This is a genomic window from Streptococcus oralis (genome assembly GCF_003944215.1).
In the GTDB taxonomy this organism is placed as follows: Bacteria; Bacillota; Bacilli; order Lactobacillales; family Streptococcaceae; genus Streptococcus; species Streptococcus oralis_BI.
In genome coordinates, this window is record NZ_RJVZ01000003.1 from 79,651 (window position 1) to 103,956 (window position 24,306).

Annotated in this window: 31 protein-coding genes; 2 read left to right on the top strand and 29 right to left on the bottom strand. The window is 41.4% G+C overall.

Annotated features, from left to right (window positions below; translation table 11 throughout):
* Positions 1-94: 94 nt before the first annotated feature.
* The 22 genes from phoU to D8804_RS02540 all read right to left on the bottom strand — a co-directional run bounded on the left by phoU (position 95) and on the right by D8804_RS02540 (position 16,558).
* On the bottom strand, positions 95-748 hold the full coding sequence (gene phoU, locus D8804_RS02435) for a phosphate signaling complex protein PhoU (protein WP_000946468.1): 654 nt from the start codon (positions 746-748) through the stop codon (positions 95-97).
* An 11-nt stretch (positions 749-759) separates the two neighbouring features.
* Positions 760-1,518 carry a phosphate ABC transporter ATP-binding protein PstB gene (pstB, locus tag D8804_RS02440; protein WP_093585754.1) on the bottom strand — a complete coding sequence of 253 codons (759 nt, stop codon included), beginning with the start codon at positions 1,516-1,518 and terminating at the stop codon, positions 760-762.
* 12 nt (positions 1,519-1,530) lie between these two features.
* A complete protein-coding gene (gene pstB, locus D8804_RS02445; RefSeq protein WP_000049847.1) occupies positions 1,531-2,334 on the bottom strand; it encodes a phosphate ABC transporter ATP-binding protein PstB in 804 nt (267 codons plus the stop codon).
* Between the two features lie 10 nt (positions 2,335-2,344).
* Positions 2,345-3,229: a phosphate ABC transporter permease PstA gene (gene pstA, locus D8804_RS02450; RefSeq protein WP_000543050.1), complete on the bottom strand. Its 885-nt coding sequence runs from the start codon at positions 3,227-3,229 to the stop codon at positions 2,345-2,347.
* A complete protein-coding gene (gene pstC / locus D8804_RS02455) occupies positions 3,219-4,136 on the bottom strand; it encodes a phosphate ABC transporter permease subunit PstC (RefSeq protein ID WP_001070951.1) in 918 nt (305 codons plus the stop codon). The genes pstA and pstC overlap by 11 nt, the downstream gene beginning before the upstream one ends.
* Complete coding sequence (locus D8804_RS02460; RefSeq protein ID WP_000746354.1) at positions 4,136-5,014, bottom strand: phosphate ABC transporter substrate-binding protein PstS; 879 nt, start codon at positions 5,012-5,014, stop codon at positions 4,136-4,138. The genes pstC and D8804_RS02460 overlap by 1 nt, the downstream gene beginning before the upstream one ends.
* A 213-nt stretch (positions 5,015-5,227) precedes the next feature.
* Positions 5,228-6,532: an RsmF rRNA methyltransferase first C-terminal domain-containing protein gene (locus D8804_RS02465; RefSeq protein ID WP_125398698.1), complete on the bottom strand. Its 1,305-nt coding sequence runs from the start codon at positions 6,530-6,532 to the stop codon at positions 5,228-5,230.
* Positions 6,533-7,306 (bottom strand): inositol monophosphatase family protein, encoded by a 774-nt coding sequence (locus D8804_RS02470; protein WP_125398699.1) that lies wholly within the window; start codon positions 7,304-7,306, stop codon positions 6,533-6,535.
* Positions 7,296-7,574, bottom strand: coding sequence for a UPF0223 family protein (locus D8804_RS02475; RefSeq protein WP_125398700.1), 279 nt, complete (start codon positions 7,572-7,574; stop codon positions 7,296-7,298). The genes D8804_RS02470 and D8804_RS02475 overlap by 11 nt, the downstream gene beginning before the upstream one ends.
* Entirely contained in the window at positions 7,575-7,976 is a 402-nt protein-coding gene (locus tag D8804_RS02480) for a Spx/MgsR family RNA polymerase-binding regulatory protein (protein WP_004246303.1), read from the bottom strand. It abuts the gene before it with no gap.
* Positions 7,977-8,173: 197 nt separating this feature from the next.
* The gene (locus D8804_RS02485; protein ID WP_125398701.1) at positions 8,174-8,794 is read right to left on the bottom strand and encodes a TIGR01906 family membrane protein; all 621 of its coding nucleotides are present in this window, start codon (positions 8,792-8,794) and stop codon (positions 8,174-8,176) included.
* Positions 8,784-9,557, bottom strand: coding sequence for a TIGR01457 family HAD-type hydrolase (locus D8804_RS02490; protein ID WP_125398702.1), 774 nt, complete (start codon positions 9,555-9,557; stop codon positions 8,784-8,786). Before D8804_RS02490 ends, D8804_RS02485 begins: the two co-directional genes overlap by 11 nt.
* Before the next feature lie 10 nt (positions 9,558-9,567).
* A complete protein-coding gene (locus D8804_RS02495; RefSeq protein ID WP_125398703.1) occupies positions 9,568-10,305 on the bottom strand; it encodes an acyl-[acyl-carrier-protein] thioesterase in 738 nt (245 codons plus the stop codon).
* Between the two features lie 4 nt (positions 10,306-10,309).
* A complete protein-coding gene (gene hemW, locus D8804_RS02500; protein ID WP_125398704.1) occupies positions 10,310-11,440 on the bottom strand; it encodes a radical SAM family heme chaperone HemW in 1,131 nt (376 codons plus the stop codon).
* Between the two features lie 73 nt (positions 11,441-11,513).
* The gene (locus tag D8804_RS02505) at positions 11,514-11,912 is read right to left on the bottom strand and encodes a YtxH domain-containing protein (RefSeq protein ID WP_125398705.1); all 399 of its coding nucleotides are present in this window, start codon (positions 11,910-11,912) and stop codon (positions 11,514-11,516) included.
* A 15-nt stretch (positions 11,913-11,927) separates the two neighbouring features.
* Positions 11,928-12,311 carry a DUF948 domain-containing protein gene (locus D8804_RS02510; RefSeq protein ID WP_000895026.1) on the bottom strand — a complete coding sequence of 128 codons (384 nt, stop codon included), beginning with the start codon at positions 12,309-12,311 and terminating at the stop codon, positions 11,928-11,930.
* The gene (gene lgt / locus D8804_RS02515) at positions 12,312-13,100 is read right to left on the bottom strand and encodes a prolipoprotein diacylglyceryl transferase (protein WP_125398706.1); all 789 of its coding nucleotides are present in this window, start codon (positions 13,098-13,100) and stop codon (positions 12,312-12,314) included.
* Positions 13,093-14,028, bottom strand: coding sequence for an HPr(Ser) kinase/phosphatase (gene hprK, locus D8804_RS02520; protein WP_185759887.1), 936 nt, complete (start codon positions 14,026-14,028; stop codon positions 13,093-13,095). The genes lgt and hprK overlap by 8 nt, the downstream gene beginning before the upstream one ends.
* Before the next feature lie 130 nt (positions 14,029-14,158).
* The gene (gene rpsU, locus D8804_RS02525) at positions 14,159-14,335 is read right to left on the bottom strand and encodes a 30S ribosomal protein S21 (protein WP_000048054.1); all 177 of its coding nucleotides are present in this window, start codon (positions 14,333-14,335) and stop codon (positions 14,159-14,161) included.
* 159 nt (positions 14,336-14,494) lie between these two features.
* Positions 14,495-15,118, bottom strand: a complete 624-nt coding sequence (locus D8804_RS02530; RefSeq protein WP_000811176.1) for a Type 1 glutamine amidotransferase-like domain-containing protein — start codon at positions 15,116-15,118, stop codon at positions 14,495-14,497.
* 13 nt (positions 15,119-15,131) lie between these two features.
* Positions 15,132-15,749, bottom strand: a complete 618-nt coding sequence (locus tag D8804_RS02535; RefSeq protein WP_125398708.1) for a class I SAM-dependent methyltransferase — start codon at positions 15,747-15,749, stop codon at positions 15,132-15,134.
* A 101-nt stretch (positions 15,750-15,850) separates the two neighbouring features.
* Positions 15,851-16,558 carry a glucosamine-6-phosphate deaminase gene (locus tag D8804_RS02540; RefSeq protein WP_000864606.1) on the bottom strand — a complete coding sequence of 236 codons (708 nt, stop codon included), beginning with the start codon at positions 16,556-16,558 and terminating at the stop codon, positions 15,851-15,853.
* A gap of 147 nt (positions 16,559-16,705) precedes the next feature.
* Here D8804_RS02540 and queA point away from each other — a divergent pair, with 147 nt between their 5' ends.
* Positions 16,706-17,734, top strand: coding sequence for a tRNA preQ1(34) S-adenosylmethionine ribosyltransferase-isomerase QueA (queA, locus tag D8804_RS02545; RefSeq protein WP_025168939.1), 1,029 nt, complete (start codon positions 16,706-16,708; stop codon positions 17,732-17,734).
* Positions 17,735-17,795: 61 nt separating this feature from the next.
* Here queA and D8804_RS02550 read toward each other — a convergent pair whose 3' ends face one another.
* The 7 genes from D8804_RS02550 to mnmL all read right to left on the bottom strand — a co-directional run bounded on the left by D8804_RS02550 (position 17,796) and on the right by mnmL (position 23,789).
* Positions 17,796-18,503 carry a B3/B4 domain-containing protein gene (locus D8804_RS02550; protein ID WP_125398709.1) on the bottom strand — a complete coding sequence of 236 codons (708 nt, stop codon included), beginning with the start codon at positions 18,501-18,503 and terminating at the stop codon, positions 17,796-17,798.
* Between the two features lie 13 nt (positions 18,504-18,516).
* Entirely contained in the window at positions 18,517-18,969 is a 453-nt protein-coding gene (locus tag D8804_RS02555) for a MarR family winged helix-turn-helix transcriptional regulator (RefSeq protein ID WP_125398777.1), read from the bottom strand.
* Between the two features lie 89 nt (positions 18,970-19,058).
* Positions 19,059-19,943: a YihY/virulence factor BrkB family protein gene (locus D8804_RS02560; protein WP_125398710.1), complete on the bottom strand. Its 885-nt coding sequence runs from the start codon at positions 19,941-19,943 to the stop codon at positions 19,059-19,061.
* Between the two features lie 35 nt (positions 19,944-19,978).
* Positions 19,979-22,033, bottom strand: a complete 2,055-nt coding sequence (locus D8804_RS02565) for a cation:proton antiporter (protein ID WP_125398711.1) — start codon at positions 22,031-22,033, stop codon at positions 19,979-19,981.
* Positions 22,034-22,044: 11 nt separating this feature from the next.
* Positions 22,045-22,299 carry a hypothetical protein gene (locus D8804_RS02570; RefSeq protein ID WP_000361095.1) on the bottom strand — a complete coding sequence of 85 codons (255 nt, stop codon included), beginning with the start codon at positions 22,297-22,299 and terminating at the stop codon, positions 22,045-22,047.
* Positions 22,292-22,849, bottom strand: a complete 558-nt coding sequence (gene mnmM, locus D8804_RS02575) for a tRNA 5-(aminomethyl)-2-thiouridylate-methyltransferase MnmM (RefSeq protein ID WP_125398712.1) — start codon at positions 22,847-22,849, stop codon at positions 22,292-22,294. Before mnmM ends, D8804_RS02570 begins: the two co-directional genes overlap by 8 nt.
* Complete coding sequence (mnmL, locus tag D8804_RS02580; RefSeq protein ID WP_125398713.1) at positions 22,833-23,789, bottom strand: tRNA modification radical SAM protein MnmL/YtqA; 957 nt, start codon at positions 23,787-23,789, stop codon at positions 22,833-22,835. Before mnmL ends, mnmM begins: the two co-directional genes overlap by 17 nt.
* Positions 23,790-23,880: 91 nt before the next feature.
* On the opposite strand from mnmL, the gene D8804_RS02585 reads away from it, so the two are divergent.
* Positions 23,881-24,246: a DUF3397 domain-containing protein gene (locus D8804_RS02585; protein WP_125398714.1), complete on the top strand. Its 366-nt coding sequence runs from the start codon at positions 23,881-23,883 to the stop codon at positions 24,244-24,246.
* The last annotated feature ends 60 nt before the right edge of the window (positions 24,247-24,306 follow it).

The following is a 24,306-nucleotide window of genomic DNA, read 5'->3' on the forward strand; positions in this document are numbered from 1 at the left end:
TTCAGAATTTTCATTTCAAAAAAATTCCTTTTTATTCAAAAATAAAGACTAATCTGAGTTGATTAGTCTTTTTAGTGCATATTTAATCCATTTCTTAGAGTTCGACGATTTTACCTGTTTCAAAGTAAACAACCCATTCACAGATATTTTTTGCATAGTCTCCGATACGCTCCAAGAAAGAAATGACCTGGAAGTAATCACGACCTGTAACGATAGCTTCAGGGTTTTTCTTGATTTCTTCTGTAGCCAAATCTCGGATGCTATCAAAGTAATGGTTGATTTTTTCATCCATAGCCGCAACTTCATAGGCTTGGTCCACAGAGCCGTTCAGATAGAGATCTAGAGCTGCTTCAACGAAGTTTTTCACATCGCGTCCCATCTTTTTGATTTCTTCTTCAACAGAAGGGATACGTTGTTCCCCCTTCATACGAATAGTCGCCTCAGCGATAGACACTGCATGATCTCCCATGCGTTCCACGTCAGAAACTGCCTTGAGAACGGTCAAGACGGTACGAAGATCTTGCGAAACAGGTTGCTGGAGGGCAATCATTTCAAATGATTTCTTTTCCAACTTCACTTCATATTCATTTACTTCTGCATCGTCTTCGATGACTTCTTTTGCCAAATCACGGTCATGCGTGACAAAGGCACGCACTGTACGATTGATCTGCGAAAGCACTTCTTGTCCCATGGCGTAGAACTGGTTGTGCAATTTCTCTAAATCTTCTTCAAATTGAGATCGTAACATCTTTCAACTCCTTATCCAAATTTTCCTGTTATATAATCTTCTGTTTCCTTGTTTTGAGGGGAAAGGAACATCTTCTTGGTATCGTTAAACTCGATTAAATCCCCATCTAGGAAAAATCCTGTCTTATCAGAGATACGAGAAGCCTGCTGCATGGAACGTGTTACCAAGAGCATGGTGTATTTGTCTTTTAGACCATACAAGGTTTCTTCAATCTTACCAGCCGAGATAGGATCCAAAGCTGAAGTTGGTTCGTCCAAGAGGATGATTTTAGGGCTGGTTGCCAAAACACGGGCAACACAGACACGTTGCTGTTGACCCCCTGAGAGACCAATGGCCGAATCATGCAAACGATCCTTGACTTCATCCCAGATAGAAGCACGTTGCAAGGCCTTTTCTACTGCTTCATCAAGGACCTGTTTATCCTTGACCCCATTGATACGTAGTCCGTAAATAACATTTTCGTAAATAGACATAGGGAAGGGATTGGGCTGTTGGAAAACCATGCCAATTTCCTTACGCAATTCAACCGTATCGGTACGTGGACTGTAGATATTGTGGCCATTATAAATCACTGTTCCAGTTGTTGTCACCTCAGGATTTAAATCGCCCATGCGGTTGATAGCCTTGAGCAGAGTGGACTTTCCTGATCCAGAAGGACCAATGAGGGCGGTTATTTCCTTGGGTTGGAAAGAAAGGGAAACACTATTCAAAGCCTTCTTTTTATTGTAATAAACGGACAGGTCTTTAACCTGCAAAATCGGTTCTGTCATACTGCTTCCTTTCTAACCAAAGTGTCCCGTTACATAGTCATTGGTAGACTGTAGCTTGGCATTTTGGAAAATGTTGGATGTCTTATCATACTCGATCAAATCGCCCAAGTAGAAAAATCCTGTGTAGTCACTCGCACGGGCGGCCTGTTGCATACTGTGGGTAACGATGATGATGGTAAAGTCCTTCTTCAATTCCAGCATTGTTTCTTCCAGCTGGGCTGTCGCAATCGGATCCAAGGCTGACGCCGGTTCATCCATCAAGAGGATATCTGGCTTAACAGAGATGGCGCGAGCGATACAGAGACGTTGTTGCTGACCACCAGAAAGCATCAAGGCTGATTTGTGGAGGTCGTCTTTGACCTGATCCCAAAGGGCAGCCTGTCTTAGAGAGGTTTCTACAATTTCATCAAGTACTTTCTTATCCTTAACACCTGCACGTTCATGAGCAAAAGTGATGTTGCGGTAAATAGACTTGGCAAATGGATTTGGACGTTGAAAGACCATTCCGATATGCTTACGCATCTCATAAACATTGATTTCTGGACGATTGACGTCAATTCCTTGGTAAAGAATTTGACCTGTGACCTTGGCAATGTCAATAGTATCATTCATCCGATTGAGACTACGGAGATAGGTAGATTTCCCAGATCCTGATGGACCAATCAAGGCTGTTATTTTATTTTTTTCAAATTGCATATCGATGCCCTTGATGGATTCATTTTTACCATAGTAAACATGTAAATCCTTGGTTGAGAGGGCCACTTTTTCTTCAGGGAAGGTGATGATATGCTTTTCATCCCAGTTATATTTTGACATGGCTTCTCCTTTAGGCAGCGGTTAATTTCTTGTGTAAATAGCTTCCGAGTTTGCGTGCCCCAAAGTTAAAAATCAAGATAAAGATGAGGAGCACCGCGGCAGAACCAGCTGATACGATGGTAGCATCAGGAATGGTTCCTTCACTGTTGACCTTCCAAATGTGGACAGCCAAGGTTTCTGCTTGACGGAAGATTGAGATAGGGCTGGTAACACTAAGGATATTCCAGTTAGACCAGTCAAGGGCTGGAGCGGATTGTCCTGCCGTATAGATAAGAGCAGCGGCCTCACCAAAGATACGGCCAGATGCCAAGACAACACCAGTCACAATACCTGGAAGAGCTTCAGGAATGACGACATGGACCACAGTCTCCCAACGAGAAATTCCAAGGGCCAGACCAGCCTCACGTTGTGTATGGTGAACGTGTTTTAAACTGTCCTCAACATTTCGAGTCATCTGAGGGAGGTTAAAGACCGTCAAGGCCAAGGCACCTGAAATGATTGAAAATCCATACTCAAACTGGACGACAAAGATCAAGTAACCAAAGAGACCTACAACCACAGATGGTAGAGAAGACAAAATCTCAATACAGGTACGAATAAAATTGGTTACAGGTCCTTTTTTGGCATACTCAGCAAGGAAAACACCAGCTCCCATAGACAGGGGAACAGAAATGATCAAGGTAATGACCAAAAGGAAGAAGGAATTATAGAGCTGAATCCCGATACCCCCACCTGCTTGATAAGAGGAGGATTTCCCAGTCAAGAAGGACCAAGAGATGTGCGGTAACCCTCTCACCAAGATATAGAGAATCAAAGATGCCAATATGGCCACGATGATACCCGCGATGGTATAGAGGACAGCTGTTGCAAGTTTATCTAATTTCTTAGCGTGCATAGTTTTTCTTTCCTCTTTCTTTCGTAATCAATTTAATCACACTGTTAAAGGCCAAACTCATCAAGAGCAATACCAAGGCCAGTGACCAGAGTACGTTATTATCAACCGTTCCCATGACGGTATTCCCAATTCCCATAGTCAAAACAGAAGTCAAAGTCGCAGCTGGTGTTGTTAGCGAGGTTGGGATAACTGCTGAGTTTCCGACAACCATCTGAATAGCCAAGGCCTCACCAAAGGCACGAGCCATCCCAAAGACTACTGCTGTAAAAATACCTGAACGCGCTGCTTTCAAGGTCACACGCCAGATGGTTTGCCAGCGAGTCGCTCCCATAGCCAAACTGGCTTCACGGTAGTGACGGGGCACAGCACGTAGGCTATCTGTGGTCATAAAGGTTACTGTTGGTAGGATCATGACAAAGAGAACGAAAATCCCTGACAAAATCCCAAAACCAGTTCCACCAAAGACACTGCGGACAAAGGGAACTACGACCTGCAAACCAATAAATCCATAGACAACTGAAGGAATACCGACGAGGAGTTCAATGGCTGGTTGCAAAATCTTTGCACCCTTTGGTGATACTTCTGTCATAAAGACTGCAGCACCAATAGCAAAGGGAGTTGCGATGAGAGCTGATAAAATCGTCACAATAAAGGAACCCAGAATCATCGGAAGAGCACCAAATTGTTTCCCTGAAGGGTTCCAAGTTTGTCCAAAGAGGAAATCAAAGATGTTCACTCCATTGACAAAAAAAGTCGATAAGCCTTTTTGGGCTACAAAAATCAAAATCATCGCCACAATGATAACAATCAAAGAAAGGCAAGTGAAGGTCAAACCTTTACCAAACTTCTCAAGGCGAGAGTTCTTTGAAGGAGAGAGTAATTTTTTAGATAATTCTTCTTGATTCATTATTGACCTCCTTCTACTGCTGTAACAGTACCTGAAGCATCCTTTTGGACTTTCATTTCATTGATGGAAATATAGCCCATGCCCTTAACAATTCCAGTTTGGGCTTCGTCTGAGAGGATGAATTTTAAAAATTCAGTCGCCAACTCATTTGGCTGACCTAGGGTATACATATGCTCATAAGACCACAAAGGCCAGTTGTTGGTCGTTACATTTTCAGTTGTCGGCTCATACCCATTGAGCTTCATGGTCTTGACTGAGTCATCCACATAAGCAAAGGCAAGATAAGAAATGGCTCCTGGAGTTTGGGAGACAATCGACTTGACCATTCCATTGGAATCCTGCTCTTGGCTCTGCATTGCCGCTTGGCCATTCATTATGACATTGTCAAAGGTTGCTCGTGAACCAGAACTTGCTGCTCGGTTGATGATTGAAATTGCCAGGTCTTTGCCCCCAACCTCTTTCCAGTTGGTCACTTCACCAGTAAAGATTTTGCGAAGTTGCTCGGTTGTGAGATTTTCAACAGCCACTTCTTTGTTCACAATCACTGCCAGACCAGCCACTGCAACCTTGTGGTCTACTAGAGCTGAAGCGTCAATTCCATCTTTTTCCTCAGCAAAAACGTCAGAGTTGCCAATATCTACAGCTCCAGACTGCACCTGAGAAAGTCCTGTTCCCGAACCTCCACCTTGAACGTTGACTGTTTTTCCGATATTTTTTGAACCAAATTCATCTGCTGCGGCTTCGACCAGAGGCTGAAGGGCAGTTGAACCGACGGCTGTCATGGTTTCTCCACGATCAATCCAGCTTGCACATCCTGCTAGAGAACCTGCCAGCAAAAGAGTCGCAAGAGATAGGACGAGCTTTTTTCTTTTTTTCACTATTTTTCTCCTTGAACATAATGATGAATGCTCTGATTTCTTTCTGTTCCTATCATATCAATTAGTGATGATAAGATTTGGTTTACGATTTATAGACTGGAAGCCCCATTGAGGACCAGTCGGTTCATCATATAATATAAGTAAAAATGAAAGACTATCAGAAAAAACTCATACTTCCAATATAACATAGAATAGATTCTTTGACTAGCTTTTTCACTTGAATCTGAGGCCTTTTGGATAATAATTTTTTAAAACATTTCCAGTAACTTTTGCAAAGCCCAGACCGTTTCCTTGAACCACAACTTGATACCAACCATTTACCAGTATTTCTGCCAGTTGAACGGTTTCGCCTGCCACATATTTTACAAAGTCCTCATCCTTAATTTCGACCCTTTGTTTCACCTGACTTGGTTTTAAGGCTAATCCTAGAGCAAAGCTTGGTTCGAAGCGTTTCTTCTTAAAAGTTCCCAGATGAAGTCCATTTCGGGCAATTTTGAGTTTCCCTAGATCAGGTAACATCTCTGGCAAGAGATAAAGTTGGTCTCCAAAAGTTTGTAGTACGCCAGTTAGCGATATTTTTAGATGTTTTTGGGCAAATTCTTGCCACAAGTTCTGCTGTTCGCGACTGAGATTGATCTTGCTGGCTTTGAATTTAGGTGCTGGATTTTCTCCCTTAAACTGCAGGTGGGCTACAAACTGGCCTTCTCCCTTGAAATGATGAGGATACATTCGAGCCGTTTCAGGAAGATCAATTCCTGCTACTATACCGTTCACATGCTCGACCGGAAGCAATTCAAAATCATAAGTATCAAGCAACCAGTGGACGATTTCTTCATTTTCCTCAGGTGACCAAGTACAGGTCGAGTAGACCAGACGGCCACCTTCTGCAAGCATGGTGACTGCATCTTCTAGAATTTCCCTTTGGAGACTGGCACATTGGCTAGGATAAGCGGTACTCCAATAATCCATGGCATCTGGCTGCTTACGAAACATCCCTTCACCCGAGCAAGGGGCATCAAGGACAATCACATCAAAATAGCCTTTAAAGACTTTGGCCAAACGGTCCGCAGACTCATTGGTCACGACAACGTTTGTAGCTCCAAACCGCTCCATATTTTCCACTAAAATCTTAGCCCGCTTGTTTGAAATTTCGTTAGAAACAAGGACTCCCTGATTAGCCAGATAGGCTGCCAATTGAGTGGATTTCCCACCTGGCGCTGCCGCCAAGTCCAAGACCTTCATACCAGGAAGGGGCTGAGCTACCTGGGCCACCATTTGGGCTGCAGGCTCTTGCGAATAAACGAAACCTGTCACATGCTCTGGAGATTTCCCAGAAACTTTTCCATAGTGCCCCCAAGGTGTATGAGGAATGGCATCAGCAAACGATAGCTGACTTTCTTTTAAGGGATTGACCCGAAAAGCCGATACCGCTTCCTGTTTAAAAGAGGCAAGAAAATCTCTTGCCTCATCTTCTAGTATCGCTTCATATTTTTCAACAAATCCTTCTGGAAATTGCATTTAGTTTTCTTTCCTTTCATAAATATAGGACTGAATCTCTTCTTGCATCTCGATTGGCACCATCATGACAGGCTGACGCGTTTGAAAATCAACAGCCTCACCAGAAACTGTAAGAAGACGATACCCCAGACTGTCTCCTAGGATACTTGCAGCAGCGTAATCCCAAGGTTGCAAATAGGTGATATAAGTCAGCAGACGACCTGATAAAACCTTGGCAAAACTAATGGCCGCACTACCATAGACACGGACTCCCAACGCTGCTCGGCCCAAATCAGCCAAGCCCCACTCATTGCTTTCAAACATACCTGAGTTACCAGCCACTAAAAATTCTTGAAGAGATTTCTTTTTAAAAGTTGGTAAGGGCTCATTATTACGACAAGGAGGAAAGGCACCACCACCATGGTAACAATCGCCTTTCATGACATCATAAATGATACCAAATTTGCCCACACCATTCTCAAAATAAGCTAACATAACGGCAAAATCTTCCTTCTGAGCGACAAAGTTATTGGTACCGTCAATGGGATCAATCACCCAAACAGTGCCCTGACCGACTGCAGCACGTAAACAGCCCTCTTCCGCGCAAATCAAGTCTTCTGGATAAGATGCCAAAATTCTCTGAACTAAGAGATCCTGAACTTCCTTATCCAAACGCGTCACCAAGTCTGTAGGGGAAGACTTTCGCTCGACCTGCAAATCTTCTTGCATGTGGGCCAAAATGTAATCTGCAGCTTCTTGCACAATCTGTTTGGCAAATTCAAATTTAGTTTCCAAGAGAAATCTTCCCTTCTCTTTTTTCTTTTGCTAATTGAACTGCATGATAGAAGGAATAACCGCTAGCCGTCTCAAATTCGCGGCCTAGGCGTTTTTCTTCACTTCTGCTCGGAACGACAGACTTAAATTCCTTGTAAGACTCTAGCAGTTTTTTTGCTTCTACCTTGTCTTCATAGGCAGCTTCAACATCATTAAAAAAAGAAAGCACTGAAGCAAGTTCTTCAGTGCTCCACGACAAATCTAGTGGGTAACTATACTGTTTGTTCATCTATCCAATACCAGCTCTCAATGTTGCTTCTTTTAGTTCTTGTTTACGGTAACTACGAGGGAGAAAAGCACGAATCTCATCTTCATTAAAACCGATCTGCATGCGTTTAGTATCAATAATAATTGGGCGACGCAAAAGACTAGGATATTGCTCAATCAACTGAAGCAACTCCGATACCGAAATACTCTCTACATCAATATCCAATTTTTGGAAAATTTTTGAACGAGTTGAAATGATGTCATCAGTACCATTTTCGGTCAAGGAAAGAATGTGTTGCAATTCTTTTCTTGTTAAAGGACTGGTCATAATATTGTGCTCCTCAAAAGGAACTTTATGCGTCTCTAACCAGGCCTTTGCCTTACGACATGATGTACAGCTCGGTGATAAAAATAGTGTAATCATGCTTTTCTCTTCTTTATCTATACTTTGCTATTCTTATTATACAAAAAAATAAAGCGCTTGACTAGCAATTTCTAGAAAAAAGCCTATTTTTTTCTAGAAAAATAGACTGTATGCGAACGAATTACTCAATTCCAATAAAGTTAATTCACTCCTCGTAAGAATTTTTAACTTCATCTCTGTTTTATCAATGCAACACATTAAAGTATTCTACGACTTTTCAAATAAAGAAAACCAAAGAAACTTTCATAGAGTCCAAAGAAGAGAAGGAAAGCATGGAGGAAGAAGGTCTCTGGTAAAATCAAAATAACGGGATCCTTTGCGGGATCAAAAAGCCAGGTATCGTCTCCCACAAAGAGAATCTGATGGAAAAGAGTAAAGAATTGCTCAAAACCAATTAACACTCCTACAAGGCCAATGACTAGAGGCAATAGCACTAAAGTCAGAATACTTTTACGATATAGAGGTAGAAATCCTTTTTTCACAATCTTTCTAACAAAGAAATAGAAACTTGGTAATGGCACTAGGGCAACTAGCTGAACCAAGTGGAAGAGATTCTTCACCACCGCAAAATGGTGTAAACCTGCAGCTGATGAACGAAAATCTGGCATCTCTAAGACCTGACTAAAGGGATTGGTCAGGTAATTCATCAAGATATGAAAGTTGTACTGAATGGTTTCGGGCTTTAGATAAACCCGTTCCGTTAAGTTCAGCCACTGAATTTCCATGGGATAGAAAATCCAAGCCAGATAAATGGTTAAGAGGATAGACAGGGAGAGGAGAAAGAGCATACTTCCCCAAAAGGTCAGTTTAGTTTTCATCAAAATGCCACTCCGCAAGGCTAGAAACTACATGAGTTGGTGCAATTGGCAAGTCCGCCACTTCTTCTGCCTTGGTAAAACCTGTCGTCACCAAGAGCGTTGGAATGCCATTGTCAATTCCTGCTCGGATATCTGTCAGGTAGTTATCCCCAACCATGAGCAACTCCTCTCTTTTCAAGCCCAAGTGCTCAACTGCCTTATCCATAATGATAGCATTTGGTTTTCCGATATAAACTGGTTTTACTCGTGTTGCGACTTCAAGAAGGGTTATCAGTGAACCAGCACCAGGCAAAAGACCACGTTCCGTCGGAATATTGAGGTCTGGATTGGTTCCGATAAAGTGAGCACCCTTTTGAATGGCTAGAGTCGCTGTCGCAAATTTTTCATAGTCGACTTGCCAATCCAGTCCAACTACCACATAGGCAGGATTTTCCTTGTCTTCGACATAACCAGCCGCCTGAATGGCATCCTTGAGTCCAGCTTCTCCGATGACATATACTGTCTTTTCCAGTCCCAAGTCGTTCATATAGTCGATGGTTGCCAGAGTTGCTGTGTATACAGTTGATAGAGGCGTATCAATATTAAAATTCTGTGCCAACATCTCTTGAACACTCTCAGGAGTTCGAGTTGTATTATTAGTCACAAAGAGATAGGGAATCTCTCGTTTTTGCAACTCATGCACAAAAGCCTCACCCGCGGGAATTCTGTCTTTCCCCTTGTAAATGGTCCCGTCTAAATCAATTAAATAACCTTTATAAGCCATATAGTCCTTTCTAATTGCTTTCAATTTCTTGCCACGTAATCATAGCTTGGGCATTAATCTCGCCATCACTGATAATCTCATGCTTGCTTTCTAATCCCTTGAGTTCATAAGATGAAGCAATCATGCCACCTGGTCGCACTTCTTTTACATATTTGAGATTGATTTTCTTTGGAATGTACTTGGTCAAAAAGTCTGCTCCCATGACCTCAAAAATCCAATCCAGATATTTGCTGTTATTAACATGACCATTCATATCCAAGTCGTAAAAACGAACATGGTAGTCTTTACTGAACGGGTTTTCTAGATTTGTATACTTTGGCCCACGGATGAGTTTTTTATCAAACTCAGACTGGTAAGGCGCAACAATCTCAGGCTCGACAGCATGGACTTTCCGACTATCTCTGTCCATAAGAACAAAGGTTGCTACCATGCGAATGATTTCTTGGCCTGCTTCATCATAGATGGTGAAACGGCGGTAGCAAAAAAGACGATTGTATGTCAATGCTTCTGTTTCAATCGTAATCTCCTCATCAAAGCGAGGCAAGCGAACCACGTCAATCGCATAGTCTGTAATAATCCAGACTAAATTGTAACGTTCTAGCACATCCTTATCACTAACTCCCAGTTCAATCGACTGCATACCTGATACTTGCAAGGACAGCAAAATCACATCTGGAAGTTTGATATGACCGTTCATGTCCGCCATATCAAAAGGAATTTTCATTTTCATCTGATAAGTTAAACCCATTGTTCTACTCCAAAATAAATCGTTCTGCTACAGTGTCTCCCAAGAAGAGACCCCTCTTTGTCATTCGGACACGATCACCATCGATCTGCATAAGACCTTGTTGAACCAAGTCTCTGATGATTTCGCCATAAAGTTCATCAAAGGACCGTTCGAATTTTTCCTCAAATCGTGCCATGGAAACCCCAGATTTCTTGCGGAGTCCCAGAAACATTTCTTCTTCCATCTGCTCCCTTTGACTCAGGTGTTCTTCTGTAATTCGAGCATTTCCTGCCTCTACCGCATTGAGATAGTGGCGGATCGGACCATGATTTTTATAACGTACCCCGTTCACATAACCCGAAGCACCCGCACCAATACCATAATACTCGGCATTGTCCCAGTACATGAGATTGTGGCGACTTTCAAAGCCAGGCTTAGAGAAATTCGAAATCTCATAATGCTCAAAACCAGCTCGCTCAAGCTCTGCGATGATGTACTCAAACATCTCTGCTTCTAACTCTTCCTTGGGCAGGGGCAATTTCCCACGTCTCATGCGGTTCATAAAGACCGTATGATTCTCCAAAATCAAGCTATAAAGGCTCATATGAGGAATATCAAGCGAGATAGCCTTAGCTACATTGTCCTTGACCTGAGCCATAGTTTGACCAGGTAGAGCGTAAATCAAATCGATGGAAATATTGTCAAAACCGGCCAGTTTGAGGCGGTCGATATTTTCATAAATATCCTTCTCCAAGTGACTGCGCCCAATCTTTTTCAGCATTTTGTCATCAAAAGTCTGCACACCCAAGGAAACACGATTGACTGGTAACTGTTTCAAAACCGCAATTTTATCCGCGTCCAAGTCTCCTGGGTTTGCTTCAATCGTCAACTCTTCCAAGACAGACAAATCTAGGTTTTTAGTCAAGCCATCCAAGAGCACCTCTAATTGCGAAGCGGACAAAGCCGTTGGCGTTCCACCTCCAATATAGAGAGTTGACAACTTTTGGATATCATAAGAACGAAACTCTTCCAGCAGATGCTCCAGGTAACTATCTACTGGTTGATTTTTAATAAAAACTTTTGAAAAGTCACAATAATAACAAATCTGTGTGCAAAAGGGAATATGCACGTAGGCGGACGTTGGTTTTTTCTGCATAGTATTTATTATACCACAAAGACAGGCTTGCAGATAAAAATCACCATCTCCAAAAACCAGAGATGGTGATGCATTATACTTCAGTAATATCGATGATGATTTCTTCTTGGTCTTCAGCAATGTCTGGAGTTGTTGACTGTTCTTGCCACTGCTCCTTGAGATTGTTAAAGGTTTCCTTTGACGCTTCTGTCGCTTGTCGAGCACAGTTTTTAGCTTGGTCAAGGACACTATCAAAAGTGATTTCACCAGATTCTACTTGTTCCTTTGTTTTCAGTACAAAGTCAGTTGCCTGTTCCTTCACTTCTGTTAGTTTTTCACAAACCTGCTCTCTAGCATATTCTGGATCTTCTCTCAAATCATCCAGAAAATCCTGAGCTTGACTACAAACTTGCTTGCCCTTGTCACTCGTCAAAAACAAAGCAAGAGCTGCACCTGAAACTGTTCCTAAAAGGATAGAGGATAGTTTTCCCATAAGATTTCTCCTTTTTTATTTTTTGAAAATTTTACTTGCGAAACGAAGAGCTGACAATCCTGCACCTGTCTTAATGGTCTTTGAACCAGCTGATGAGGCTTTTTTACCCAAGACACGCGCATGTTGGTTGAGGTCAGATACTGATTCTGACAAGTCCGCTACAGCTGTAAAGAGTGGATCAATCGTCGCAACTTTGATATTGATATCGTCTGCCAACACATTGACCTTAACCAACAATTCATTGGTATGATGCAGGGTAACGTTCACATCTGAGCTCAATGTTTTGATGGTTTTCTCTGTCTCATCAATCATACGACCTGCTTTTTGAATCGTGATTGTCAAATAGACCAAACAGACAATCAAAGCAATCGCAACAAGAATATATGCAACTTCTAACATTTATTTTTCCTCCTCTGTATGATAGAAAGGGGCTTTCTTTCGATTTTGATAAAGTATGATAAAAATACCGAGTCCGATAAGGACGACTGATAACCATTGGGAAACTCGCAAACCAAAGAACATGAGACTATCCGTCCGCATCCCTTCGATGATCATACGACCAAAGCCATACCAAATCAAGTAAAATGCCGTGATCTGACCGCGTCTGATTCCCTTTAATTTTCGTCTAAAAATCAAAATCAAAGCAAAACCAATCAGATTCCAAACCGACTCATATAAGAAGGTCGGCTGACGATAGCTCCCCTCAATGTACATCTGGTCACGAATAAAGCCCGGCAAATAATCCAGACTATCTACTGCTGCACCGTAGGCTTCTTGGTTAAAGAAGTTCCCCCAGCGCCCTAAACTCTGGGCAACCATGACGCTCGGTGCTGCAATATCTAAGAAATCCCATGTATTAATCAGCTTTCTATCTGCAAAGATATAAAGTACAATAGCTCCTGCTATCAAACCACCATAAATGGCCAAACCACCATTCCAGATGGCAATCACATCACCTGGATTTTGAAGATAGTAATCTAAGCGGAAGAGTACATAGTAAAGTCTGGCACCTAAAATTGCAATAGGAAAGGCAATTAAGATAAAATCTAGAATATCATCTGACAAAATCTTCTTTTTAGGAGCTTCTTTCATGGCAAGGTAGACAGCCAAGACCAATCCAGCCACAATACACAAAGCATACCAACGAATGGAAAAAGGACCGATTTCAAATGCAACTGGATTAATCATCTTTCACCTCATTTTTGGAGATGAGATTAGTCAAGCGTTCTTCAAATAAACGCGTCGCATCAAATCCCATTTCTTTAGCTCGATAGTTCATGGCTGCCGCCTCAATAACAACTGAGATATTGCGTCCTGTTTTTACTGGGATGCGGATACGCGGAATCGTCACACCAGAAACTTCGAGTTCTTCGGCATTATTTCCTAGACGGTCAAAGGTCTTATGGGTATCGTAATTTTCCAAGTAAACAGCCAACTGAACTTGCGAAGAATCTTTTACAGCACTTGCTCCGTAGAGACTCATCACGTCAATAATACCCACTCCACGAATCTCAAGCAAATGCTTCAAAATTTCAGCGGGCTCTCCCCAAAGGGTCATTTCATCCTTGGCAAAGATATCTACACGGTCATCTGCCACCAAACGGTGTCCCCGTTTCACAAGTTCAAGGCCTGTCTCGCTCTTACCGATACCACTATCCCCTTGGATCAAGACACCCATGCCATAGATGTCCATCAACACACCATGCACGCTCGTACGTTCAGCCAAACGGGAATCAAGGTAGCTAGATAACTCTCCAGATAAACGACTGGTTGATGTTCGACTGGTTAAAATCGCAATATTACATTCCCTAGCAGCCCTCAACATTTCTTCTGGCACTACCAGACCACGAGCAACGATTACAGCAGGTGTTTCAGGTAGAAACATTTTCTTCAAAACTTGATAACGGTTATGGGCAGGCATGGCAACCAAATAGGACCACTCCTTCATCCCTAACAGCTGAATCCGTTCTGGTGTATAGTAATCAAAATAGCCCGTCATTTCAAGACCAGGTCTCATAATGTCCGCAGTATTGATTTCTTTTTCAAGTAATTCGCCTTCACCATAGACAATATCTAGTCTGAGTTTTTCAATGACATCTCTTACTAAAACCGACATAATTTCCTCCTTCAATCGAGTTCTCCCTACTATTATATCAGATTGTAGGTGGAAGTTTCCTTTTTTTGCAGGATTTACAGTATTTATTTAAAAATAAAAAGACTAGATTTCTCTAGCCTTTCATTTCTAATTAGAATTTTTTACGTTTACGAGCTGCTTCTGATTTACGTTTACGTTTTACAGAAGGTTTTTCATAGAATTCACGTTTGCGTGTTTCTTGAAGAGTACCAGCTTTAGTAACCGCACGTTTGAAACGACGAAGTGCATCGTCAAGAGATTCATTCTTACGTACTACTGTTTTAGACATTTTTTTCACTCCCTTCAAGTTCAAGATCTATTCTATTCTACACGCAAAATGAATAAATGTCAAGGGAAAAACGGCTATAAACTTATATTATCTTCACTTTCTTTTTTTAGAGAGGCAACGTATTAGAATGGACATTATAATAGCAAAAAGAAATTTATTTTAATCCTGTTCAGAAACAACTTTTATTTCTTTATCATTTACAATAACAGCTTGTGAATTGTTCATTCGCATTAAGTCGAGCTGATTTTTATAGGTTTCAAAGGTCTTCTTGCTACTATCAGTAAAAGGCTCCTCACCATAATGTGGAAGGATGTAAAACTCCACTTCATCCAATCCCGCTGTATCCGATAACTCTTTCGCTACCGTCTTGTCGTCCATGAGTTTATTGTAGTCAATATCCTTGGCGGTAATGATAGCCCCTGCTGATTCTCCCACATAGACCAACCCATCTCTTATTTGCTCTTTGATGAGAGATAGGAGTTGCTTTTTCTTTAATTCTTGCAATAAATAAAAGGTATTCCCGCCTGAGATATAAAGAATCTTACTTTGGAAAATCTTTGCCTGTGCAGTTTCTCGATCACAAGAAGCAATATCTAGAACCGCTATCTCAAATCCTAAATCTCTGAATGTTTGCTGAGCCTCATCGATATAGGCAGTATAATCCTCTTTGTTCCCAGCGGTAGGAATAAATAAAACCTTGTTTTCTAGATTCTTTTCCTTTGCATAATCGCTAAAAAGCTTTTTGACTCCAGCAAAGTATGAACATAAAAATAATTGTTTCATGATTGTACCTCCATTAGTTTTTAACAATTTTATAAAGGATCCACGATCCCTTTCTTTGACTAGTTATGACCTCAAAGCCTACTGATAACAAGAATCGTCTAAATGCTTCTTCGCTTTGAACCTCTGGTAAAAAATAAGATAACTTGTTATATTCACAAGCCAGCAAGAGCATCCCGTCTGATTTGAGTACTCTTCGAAGTTCTATAAAAGAAGCCTCTAGATCCTGCCAATGAAAATGAGTTTGAAAGGCTGTGATTAAATCAACACTTTCATCAGAAAAGCCTGTCTCCCTAACGTCTCTTCGTTCAAAATTTAAATTAGTTATCTCTATCTGTTTGGCTTGAGCTATTGCAGCATCTGAAATATCGATTCCAGTTATGGTACTTTGCGGAAAAGTTTCTTTCAGTAGGATGGTTGAACGGCCATTTCCAACTCCTACATCTAAGATTACAGGGTAAAATGTCCTATCCAGATGACGAATTGCCCATACAAACATGGGGAGATAGGCTCGATTCCACAATTTCATCATTCGTTTTCCTAGAAAGCCCGAAGGGTTCTTTGATTGCTGAATTAAGCGACTAAATAGTAACATTAAAAGTAAAAAACAAATAAAACTGATTATATAAACCAAAGTTCGATCCTCCCCTGTATAGCTATATTATACCACTTTAGCAGAACAGTAAACATTTGAAGTAAAAAACCACTCACTCCAAAGAGCAAATGGTCCTAATTTTATTTTTCAAGCAGGCTGAGTGCCTCAGCATCTGCGATAATAGTCACATCAGGGTGATATTGCAGGCTACTTGCTGGTAGACTTTCAGTTACTGGGCCTGATACTGTTCTAGCAATGGCTTCTGCTTTCGACTCACCGTAAGCAAAGAGGATAATTGACTTGGCATCCAAGATATTTTTAATTCCCATTGAAATGGCTTGGGTTGGGACGTCTTCAATCTTGTCAAAGAAGCGAGCATTGGCTTCGATTGTAGATTGGTCAAGTTCGACTAGATGCGTTTGACTGTCAAATGGAGTGCCAGGCTCGTTAAAACCGATATGTCCATTGCGACCAATTCCCAAGATTTGCAAATCAACAGGATGGTCAGCCAAAATTTGGTTGTAACGTTCTACCTCAGCTTCAGCATTGTCCTTAATCCCACGGGGTAAGAAGCTTTCTTTAAATGGTTTTTGGTTGAATAAGTGTTCTTGCATAAAGTAACGGTAAGACTGTGGATTGTCCCCATCAAGCCCTACATACTCATCGAGGTTTACACTGGTTAGATTTGAAAAATCAAGGTCACTCTCAACGATTTCCTTGTAAAATTCAAGCGGGCTACTTCCTGTCGCAAGTCCTAGAGTCTGAGCACCATTGGCCAATTTTTCCTTCAAAATCTCAAAAGCTACTTTTCCACCTTCGACTTGATTTTCAACTTTAATAACTTTCATTTTATATCCTCCATATTTCTATATTCATTATATGGTATAGACCAATTTTTGTCAAGTGAAAACGATTTAATTTCCAAAAAAAGAGCGTCCAAACTTGAAACGTGTTATAATGGATAAAATTAGAAGTTAGAAAGAATGATGAAAAAAATGAATACAGCTGATTTTGATTTCCACTTGCCAGAGGAATTGATTGCCCAAACACCACTTGAAAAACGAGATGCCTCCAAACTCCTCATCGTCAATCGTGAGACGGGAGAATTTCAGGATAAGCACTTCCACTCCATTATCGATATGTTGGAACCAGGTGATGCCCTTGTCATGAACGACACCCGTGTTCTACCAGCCCGCCTTTATGGTCAAAAGGAAGAAACAGGAGGCCATGTGGAACTTCTCCTGCTCAAAAATACTAGTGGTGATGAGTGGGAAGTCCTAGCCAAACCTGCCAAACGCCTCAAGGTTGGCACTCGTGTCAACTTTGGTGATGGTCGCCTCAGCGCTGTCGTTACGGAAGAATTGACCCACGGGGGCCGCATTGTCCGCTTTGAATACCAAGGAATTTTCCTAGAAGTTTTGGAAAGTCTAGGTGAAATGCCATTACCGCCTTATATCCATGAAAAACTAGATGACCGTGAACGGTATCAAACGGTCTACGCTAAAGAAAGTGGTTCTGCTGCCGCACCTACTGCTGGTCTCCACTTTACTAAAGAACTGCTAGCAGAAATCCAAGCCAAGGGTGTCCATTTGGTTTATTTAACGCTCCACGTTGGTTTAGGAACCTTTAGACCCGTTTCTGTTGACAATCTGGACGAACACGAAATGCACTCAGAGTTCTACCAACTTTCTGATGAAGCCGCAGCCACCCTTCGCTCTGTTAAGGAAAATGGAGGTCGTGTTATAGCTGTTGGAACTACTTCGATCCGCACACTGGAAACCATCGGTTCCAAGTTTGATGGGCAAATCCAAGCAGATTCTGGCTGGACCAATATCTTTATCAAGCCAGGCTACGACTGGAAGGTTGTGGATGCTTTTTCAACCAACTTCCACCTACCCAAGTCAACTCTTGTTATGCTAGTTTCTGCCTTTGCCGGTCGTGACTTAGTCCTAGATGCTTACCACCATGCTATTCAAGAACGATACCGCTTCTTTAGCTTTGGTGATGCTATGTTTATCTATTAAAAATAGCTCCGTCATTTCTTTAGGATAGTTTATTCCTAAGAGATGACAGGGCTATTTCTGTTTAAAGTGTAATTTCTGGGGACTCAGAAGTCAGATGAACCAGTTTGCCTTGAACACCAAAGTAATCCTTTACCAAGTCCTGTAATTCTTCCATAGCAGCCCGAGCACGTGTTGCCTGTTCAGCATTGATCGCTTCAATCACTAAGACAGCATCTTTTGTCTCTTCTGTCAGCATGGTTCTCTGCGCCTCTCTCCAGTTGAGACAGCGACAAACCGCTCCCTCATCATCATAATAGATCAGCTCTTCTGGAAGTGCAGGAGCATCGTTTTCAGCTCCTAGTGGAAAGAAAGGTTCTCCTCCCTTAGCCTGACCAAGATGAAGATTGCCTACAATCTTGTTCACATCTTCGCCACCACAGGGAACAGCATAAGATAGAGAGACACTATTATAGATGTCTACTAAGGGATTGATGGGATTAAACTCTCTTCCCTGACTGACCCTTTTAAGCAGAGCTTCTATAGAGGAGCGTGCTCCTTTTTTCGTTTTGAACTTGCTGAAAGCCTGACGCCATTCTTGAATGACATCATTCTGAGTAAAATTCTCATCCGAAATGAAATCCTCAGCTCGTTTAGCTCCCTTATCTAGCAAGGTTTTGAAATAGGAATCCTTGCTTTCATCAACTGTATTATCTAATCCCTTTACTGCTAAAACGCTAATCTGTGCTTCTGGAAACAAGCTCCAAAATTCATTTTCAACGATAACTTTCATCTTTCACCTCTTATTATAAATAATTTCTTTTCTGGCCTTTTTTGACCATATCCCAATCACTTGTAATATTTTTTCTAACCCGAATTAGTAGGCTCTCCAGTTCTCTGGCCTCTTCCCTGGAAAATCCTTTTAGGGCAGAATTCTCTGAATAGTGATGTTCAGCTAGAATAAAGGGATAGAGAATCTCACCTTTTTCTGTTACAAACCACTCCTTATTTTTTCGATTATCCACAGCTGCTCTTTGCTCTATCAATCCCTTTTCTTCTAGTTTTTTAACGGAACGGGCAACTGTTGAGCGATCAACCTTTAGCAAATCTGATAAAGTTTCTTGAATAATTCCTGGGTTCTCCTTGATTCGCACTAAATAAAGATATTGCCCACGAGCTAGTTCAATATCACGAAACTCAATATTAGCAATAGAATCTAGGGCACGGGCTATAACTCCGATTTCGCGTAATAACGACATGTTTCCTCCTTTCGCATCTATGATGATAGAATAGCACATTTTTGTTGCAAATGCAATAAAAAGACACTTTGTTTTCAAAGCGTCTTTTTTTATTCTTCATTTTTTAAAAAGAATGTGTTATCACGAAACTTTGGATCTTTCAAACTCTGTACACTGGCATTGATAACTGCTCCGATAATCAGAATCTTGGCGATGAGAATAAACCAGAACATCATCACCACAACGATAATGGAGCTGAAAAATCGGACGTCGACTAGATGGTTGACATAGTTATTGAAATAAACAGAAAAGATATTCAAAAGAAAGACAAGCGTCAGCAAAACAAAGATACTACCAGGAAAAACGTAGCGAATACGAGGGACTCTGACATTTGGAAGGAAATAGTAGAGCATGACCAAGATGGCAAAGAGCAAGGCATAAATCAAAGGGCCTGTAAAGTCCTGTAGATAATCAAAGAAAGGACTGTCTGATTGCCAGTAAGTTTTGACTAGGTTGAGCAACATACGCCCAAACATACTCAAAAATAAGGCTAAGGCAAAAAGAATTTGCAAACCAAAGCTGACGAGCAAACTCATCAATTGATGGGAGATAATTCCTCGGCTCTTGGCCACTCCATAGGCCTTATTAAAAGCTTTTTGGAGGAAATCCATCGATTTCGAGAAGGTCCAAAGGGCTGACAAGACTGCAAAACTCAGCAAACCAGTCGATGGTTGAGTCAGGACTTCTCGGACAATCTTTGCAACCACATCATAGACTGTATCTGGTACAAATTCTTTGATGGTGAGCAAAAAATTTGAAATCGGAATCTGAAAATAGGGCAAAATATTGACCATTATCATCAGCAAGGGGAAGATTGAAATCAACCAATAGTAGGCAACCGCAACACTGGTTAGTTCACTATCGGAAGCTTGATAAAAATGTAAAAAAGCTTTCAACAAGGGCCGTTCCATCAGCTCTTTCCACCACTTTTTCATGTTGCTATCCTCCTAATACAACTTGATTTTCTAAACTAATTTCTTCTGACTAATTCCATCATATCATAGGGTAGGGTATTTGCGGCTTCTTTTAGAGAATAATTCTCAAGATTGTTGACATTTTGCCGTAATTTCTTGGCATACTTGGTTGTAATCAATTTCTTCTCTTCGAATTCAAAGATTAACTTACGTTCTAGGTAGTAACCTCTTAGCATTTCATCGATATTGTTTGGTTTGATACGAGTGATAACACGTTCGACGAAGGCACCACTACCGATAATAGCTGTTTCACGCAAGCGAGACTCCTGCATAAAGCTGATCAGACTACTCTTGTAGATTCCTTTTAGGTTTTCCAAACTTTCGATAATCAACTCCGTATTCTCCAGATAGAGTTCGGATATTTGATCATAGTCAATAGCTCGAAGTCGACGTTGCTCCTTGTCATTCCAACTCCGGATGGTCTGGCCAAAGGTCAGCAATTCATGCAGGACAAAACGCAAGATACGGAGCGACACAAGGAAGTAATATGTTAGGCGGGAAGCAACCTTGCGATTAATACTCTGCTCCATATTTTTCAAATAGCGTTGGTAAACTTGATAACCACGTTCACCGATTTTCCCTTCCTCGTAAGCCTGCTCCAAACCATCGCTTTCGATACTCAAGATGAGGAGTTTTAAAGCCTCCCAGTCCTCTTGGGCACTCTTGTTTTCTTGACTAAGGATTAGGTTTTCAATTCGACCGTGATAATTATCAATAGCTGCATAAAGGGGAAGTTTATTCTTATGCCCTTCCAGTTCTTTTTCTAATTCTGCTGTGACCTCATTTAAAATCGCAATGTGCATGAGGTAATCCTTGGTTTCTTCTTGTTCCTCGGAAAGGTGGGGAAGAACTAAGAGACCTGTTAGAAAGCTTAATAGCGTGACACCCGCTACTAGAAAAAGTAAGAGGGGATACTCCTGCTCTAGATTGCTTGGTATGAGAAGTATGGTTGCAATAGAGACCGTTCCTTTTACACCAGAGAAGGTCAAAAGGAGCATATCCTTCATGTAATTACGAAGATTTTTCTTGAGGCGTCGTGTTCTCCAAACATAGAAGCCATAAATCATGACAAAGCGAATGGCAAAAAGTAAGAATGTCAGCAAAACTACCGATACTAATAGTAGTAAGGGGTTATAAAGGGGATTGGTCAGGATAGGTTCTGCTATCATTTCCAATTCCATTCCCAAGATGACAAAGACTGATCCATTTAGCATAAAGGTCATGGTGTGCCAGACGGTCTCCGTCACAGTGTCTACCTGGGCCTCAAGGAGCGTAATTTTCTTAAAGCGACTGGCCTTCAAAATACCTGCAACCACTACTGCGATAATCCCTGAAACATGAAACTCTTCTGCGATAAAAAAGGTCATGAGTGGTAAACTTAGCTCTAGCAAGAGTTCACTCGCTATATCAGTCGCTCGCACACTCAGTAAAAAGCTATGCAAGAAACGATTGACCATAGCCGTCACAAAACCGACTACAAAACCACCAAGGATAGAAAGTGCTAGGGAAGTCCCAGCTTGGCTGAGAGAAAAAGTTCCTGTTGTCCAAGCAGCAAGAGCCATCTGAAAGGCAACCAAACCAGAAGCGTCATTTAAAAGGCCTTCTCCTTTTAGGATATTGGAAACCCGTTTGGGAAAACGAAAACGTTCAGAAAGAGAAGCAAAGGCTACCAGATCCGTCGGACCAAGCGCTGCCCCAACAGCCAAACAGGCAGCTAAGGGAAGACTGAGCCAAAGGAAATGAGCCAAGGCTCCCAAACTCAAGGTCGAGATGAAAATTACTGGAAAGATTAAGTAGACAATGATGCGCCAGTGTTTCAAAACAGAAGTAATATCGGCTTCTTCTGCCTCTCGGAAAAGTAAGGGGCCAATAACCATGGCCAGAAACAGCTCTGTATTGAGATGAAAGTCCGTATCGGGAACAAATAAGCCAATCCCAATCCCCAAAAGGATTTGTACTAGGGGGAGGGGCAAAAAAGGCAAAAGTTTATTGGTCGTAGTTGAAACGATTAAGACTAATAAAAATAGAATCAGGTAAATTAGTAGTGTCATCTAGACCCTCCTTAGTCTTTTTTACAACAAAATTCAAACATCTCCTTCTGCTCTTGGATTTTCTGATCAATCTTGGAACAGTCTTTGTGCTCAATTTTTTTCTGACATCGTTCCATTTCAAGAGCCACTAATTTTTTCTTGATTTTGAGCATTTTCTTGCTCATATGTGCTTCGTCGAGCACCCCGACTGCTCTCTCGTGATGCGTTGACTCAACAAAATTTTGGCGCATAGCCTCTAATTTCTCACGTAGGTATTGCTTATCCATGTCTATATCTTTCTAATTTCTCAATCATAACTAAAAACGGTGGATTGTTAACTTGGTTGAGAGTCCGATAAATGGCTGCTGTATACTCTTGTTGGTTCAACTGACTAACAAAATTCAACACAGCATCCCTCTCGCTGTCTCCTCCCTCATGACCATAGTAGATCATGATAGCAATCCGTCCTCCTTTGACAAGCAAATGGCAAAGCTTTTCTACGGCTTCGATAGTAGTCTGAGGTTGTGTGATGACGGATTTGTCAGCAGAAGGCAAATAACCAAGATTAAAAATCCCTGCCTTAGCTTCTGTCACAAACTGGTCGAGTGTCTCATGCCCTTGTAAAATCAACTGGACATTTTCTAAACCTGCCTCATTCAAACGGTCTTGGGTTTTATCTAAAGCTTGTTTCTGGATATCAAAGGCATAGACTTGCTTGGCTAGCTTGGCTAAAAAAAGCGTATCGTGACCATTGCCCATGGTCGCATCCACAACGATATCCTCTTTTGTCACGACTTCAGCCAAAAAATCATGTGCCATCTCAAGTGGTCTTTTCATTTTTAAACTCCTGTTTTACAGCCTTGCATCCTTGCACACTTCCACGACGTCTCATTTCAGTTTCAATAGCATTTAGCACTTCCCATTTATTGAGGCTCCACATGGGACCTATCAACATATCTCTAGGCGCATCTCCCGTGATTCGATGGATGACGATATGCTTGGGAATGATTTCCAACTGGTCACAGATAACCTTGACATACTCGTCCTGACTCATCAGTTGCAAGCGTCCTTCGTGGTAATCTCGCTGCATACGCGTATTGGTCATGAGATGGAGCAAGTGCAGTTTAATTCCTTGAATATCATTATCCGTGACACAGCGGCGGACATTTTCGACCATCATCTCATGAGTCTCACCGGGCAAACCATTAATCAAATGGGAAACAATCTCAATCTTGGGATGCTTTCTCAAGCGTTTGACTGTTTCAACATACAATTCATAAGAATGAGCACGGTTAATCAGGTCAGAGGTTGTTTCATAAGTAGTCTGTAAGCCCAATTCTACCGTCACATGCATGCGATCCGATAACTCAGCCAAATATTCGATGGTTTCGTCTGGTAAACAGTCCGGGCGTGTTCCGATATTGATTCCCACTACACCAGGTTCGTTGATGGCTTGTTCATAACGCTCCCGAATCACTTCAACCTTTTCATGGGTATTGGTAAAGTTTTGAAAATAAACCAGATACTTTTTAACATCTGGCCACTTGCGGTGCATAAAGTCGATTTCCTTATAAAATTGCTCACGGATAGGGGCATCCGGTGCTACAATAGCATCTCCAGAACCTGAAACTGTACAAAAGGTACAGCCCCCATGTGCCACAGTTCCATCGCGATTTGGACAGTCAAATCCCGCATCAATAGGAACTTTGAAAGTCTTTTCTCCAAAAAGTTTTCGATAATAATCATTCAAGGTATTATAAGATTTCATAACTTTCATTATAGCAAAAAACACCCACAATCTCAAAAGCCTGACTTTCCTACAGATTCCCTTGTTTCTCATTTCCTTTAATGATTTTTTATGATACAATATGGGTATGATTTTAATGAAAATAGCAGCTACTTTATTGTTGGTATTAACCCTCGTGGTCTCCATCATTGTAACAAAACTTTTTAAACTGAAAAAACTAGGACTGAATTTTGCGGATTTAGCTTTTCCACTTTTGGTATTCGAGTATTATCTTATCACTGCAAAAGCCTTTACCCACAACTTTCTGCCACGACTTGGTGTTGCACTTTCTCTCCTAGCAATCCTCCTTGTAGTCTTTTTCCTTGTCAAAAAACGAAGTTTTTATTACCCTAAATTTATCAAATTCTTCTGGAGAGCAGGTTTTCTCCTAACCTTAGTCCTCTATATCGCTATGATTGTAGAATTAATGATGCTCACACCCCAATAAATCCCTAGAACAACTGATTCTAGGGATTTTAATTTATGGAAATTAAGTGTCAGCTAACCC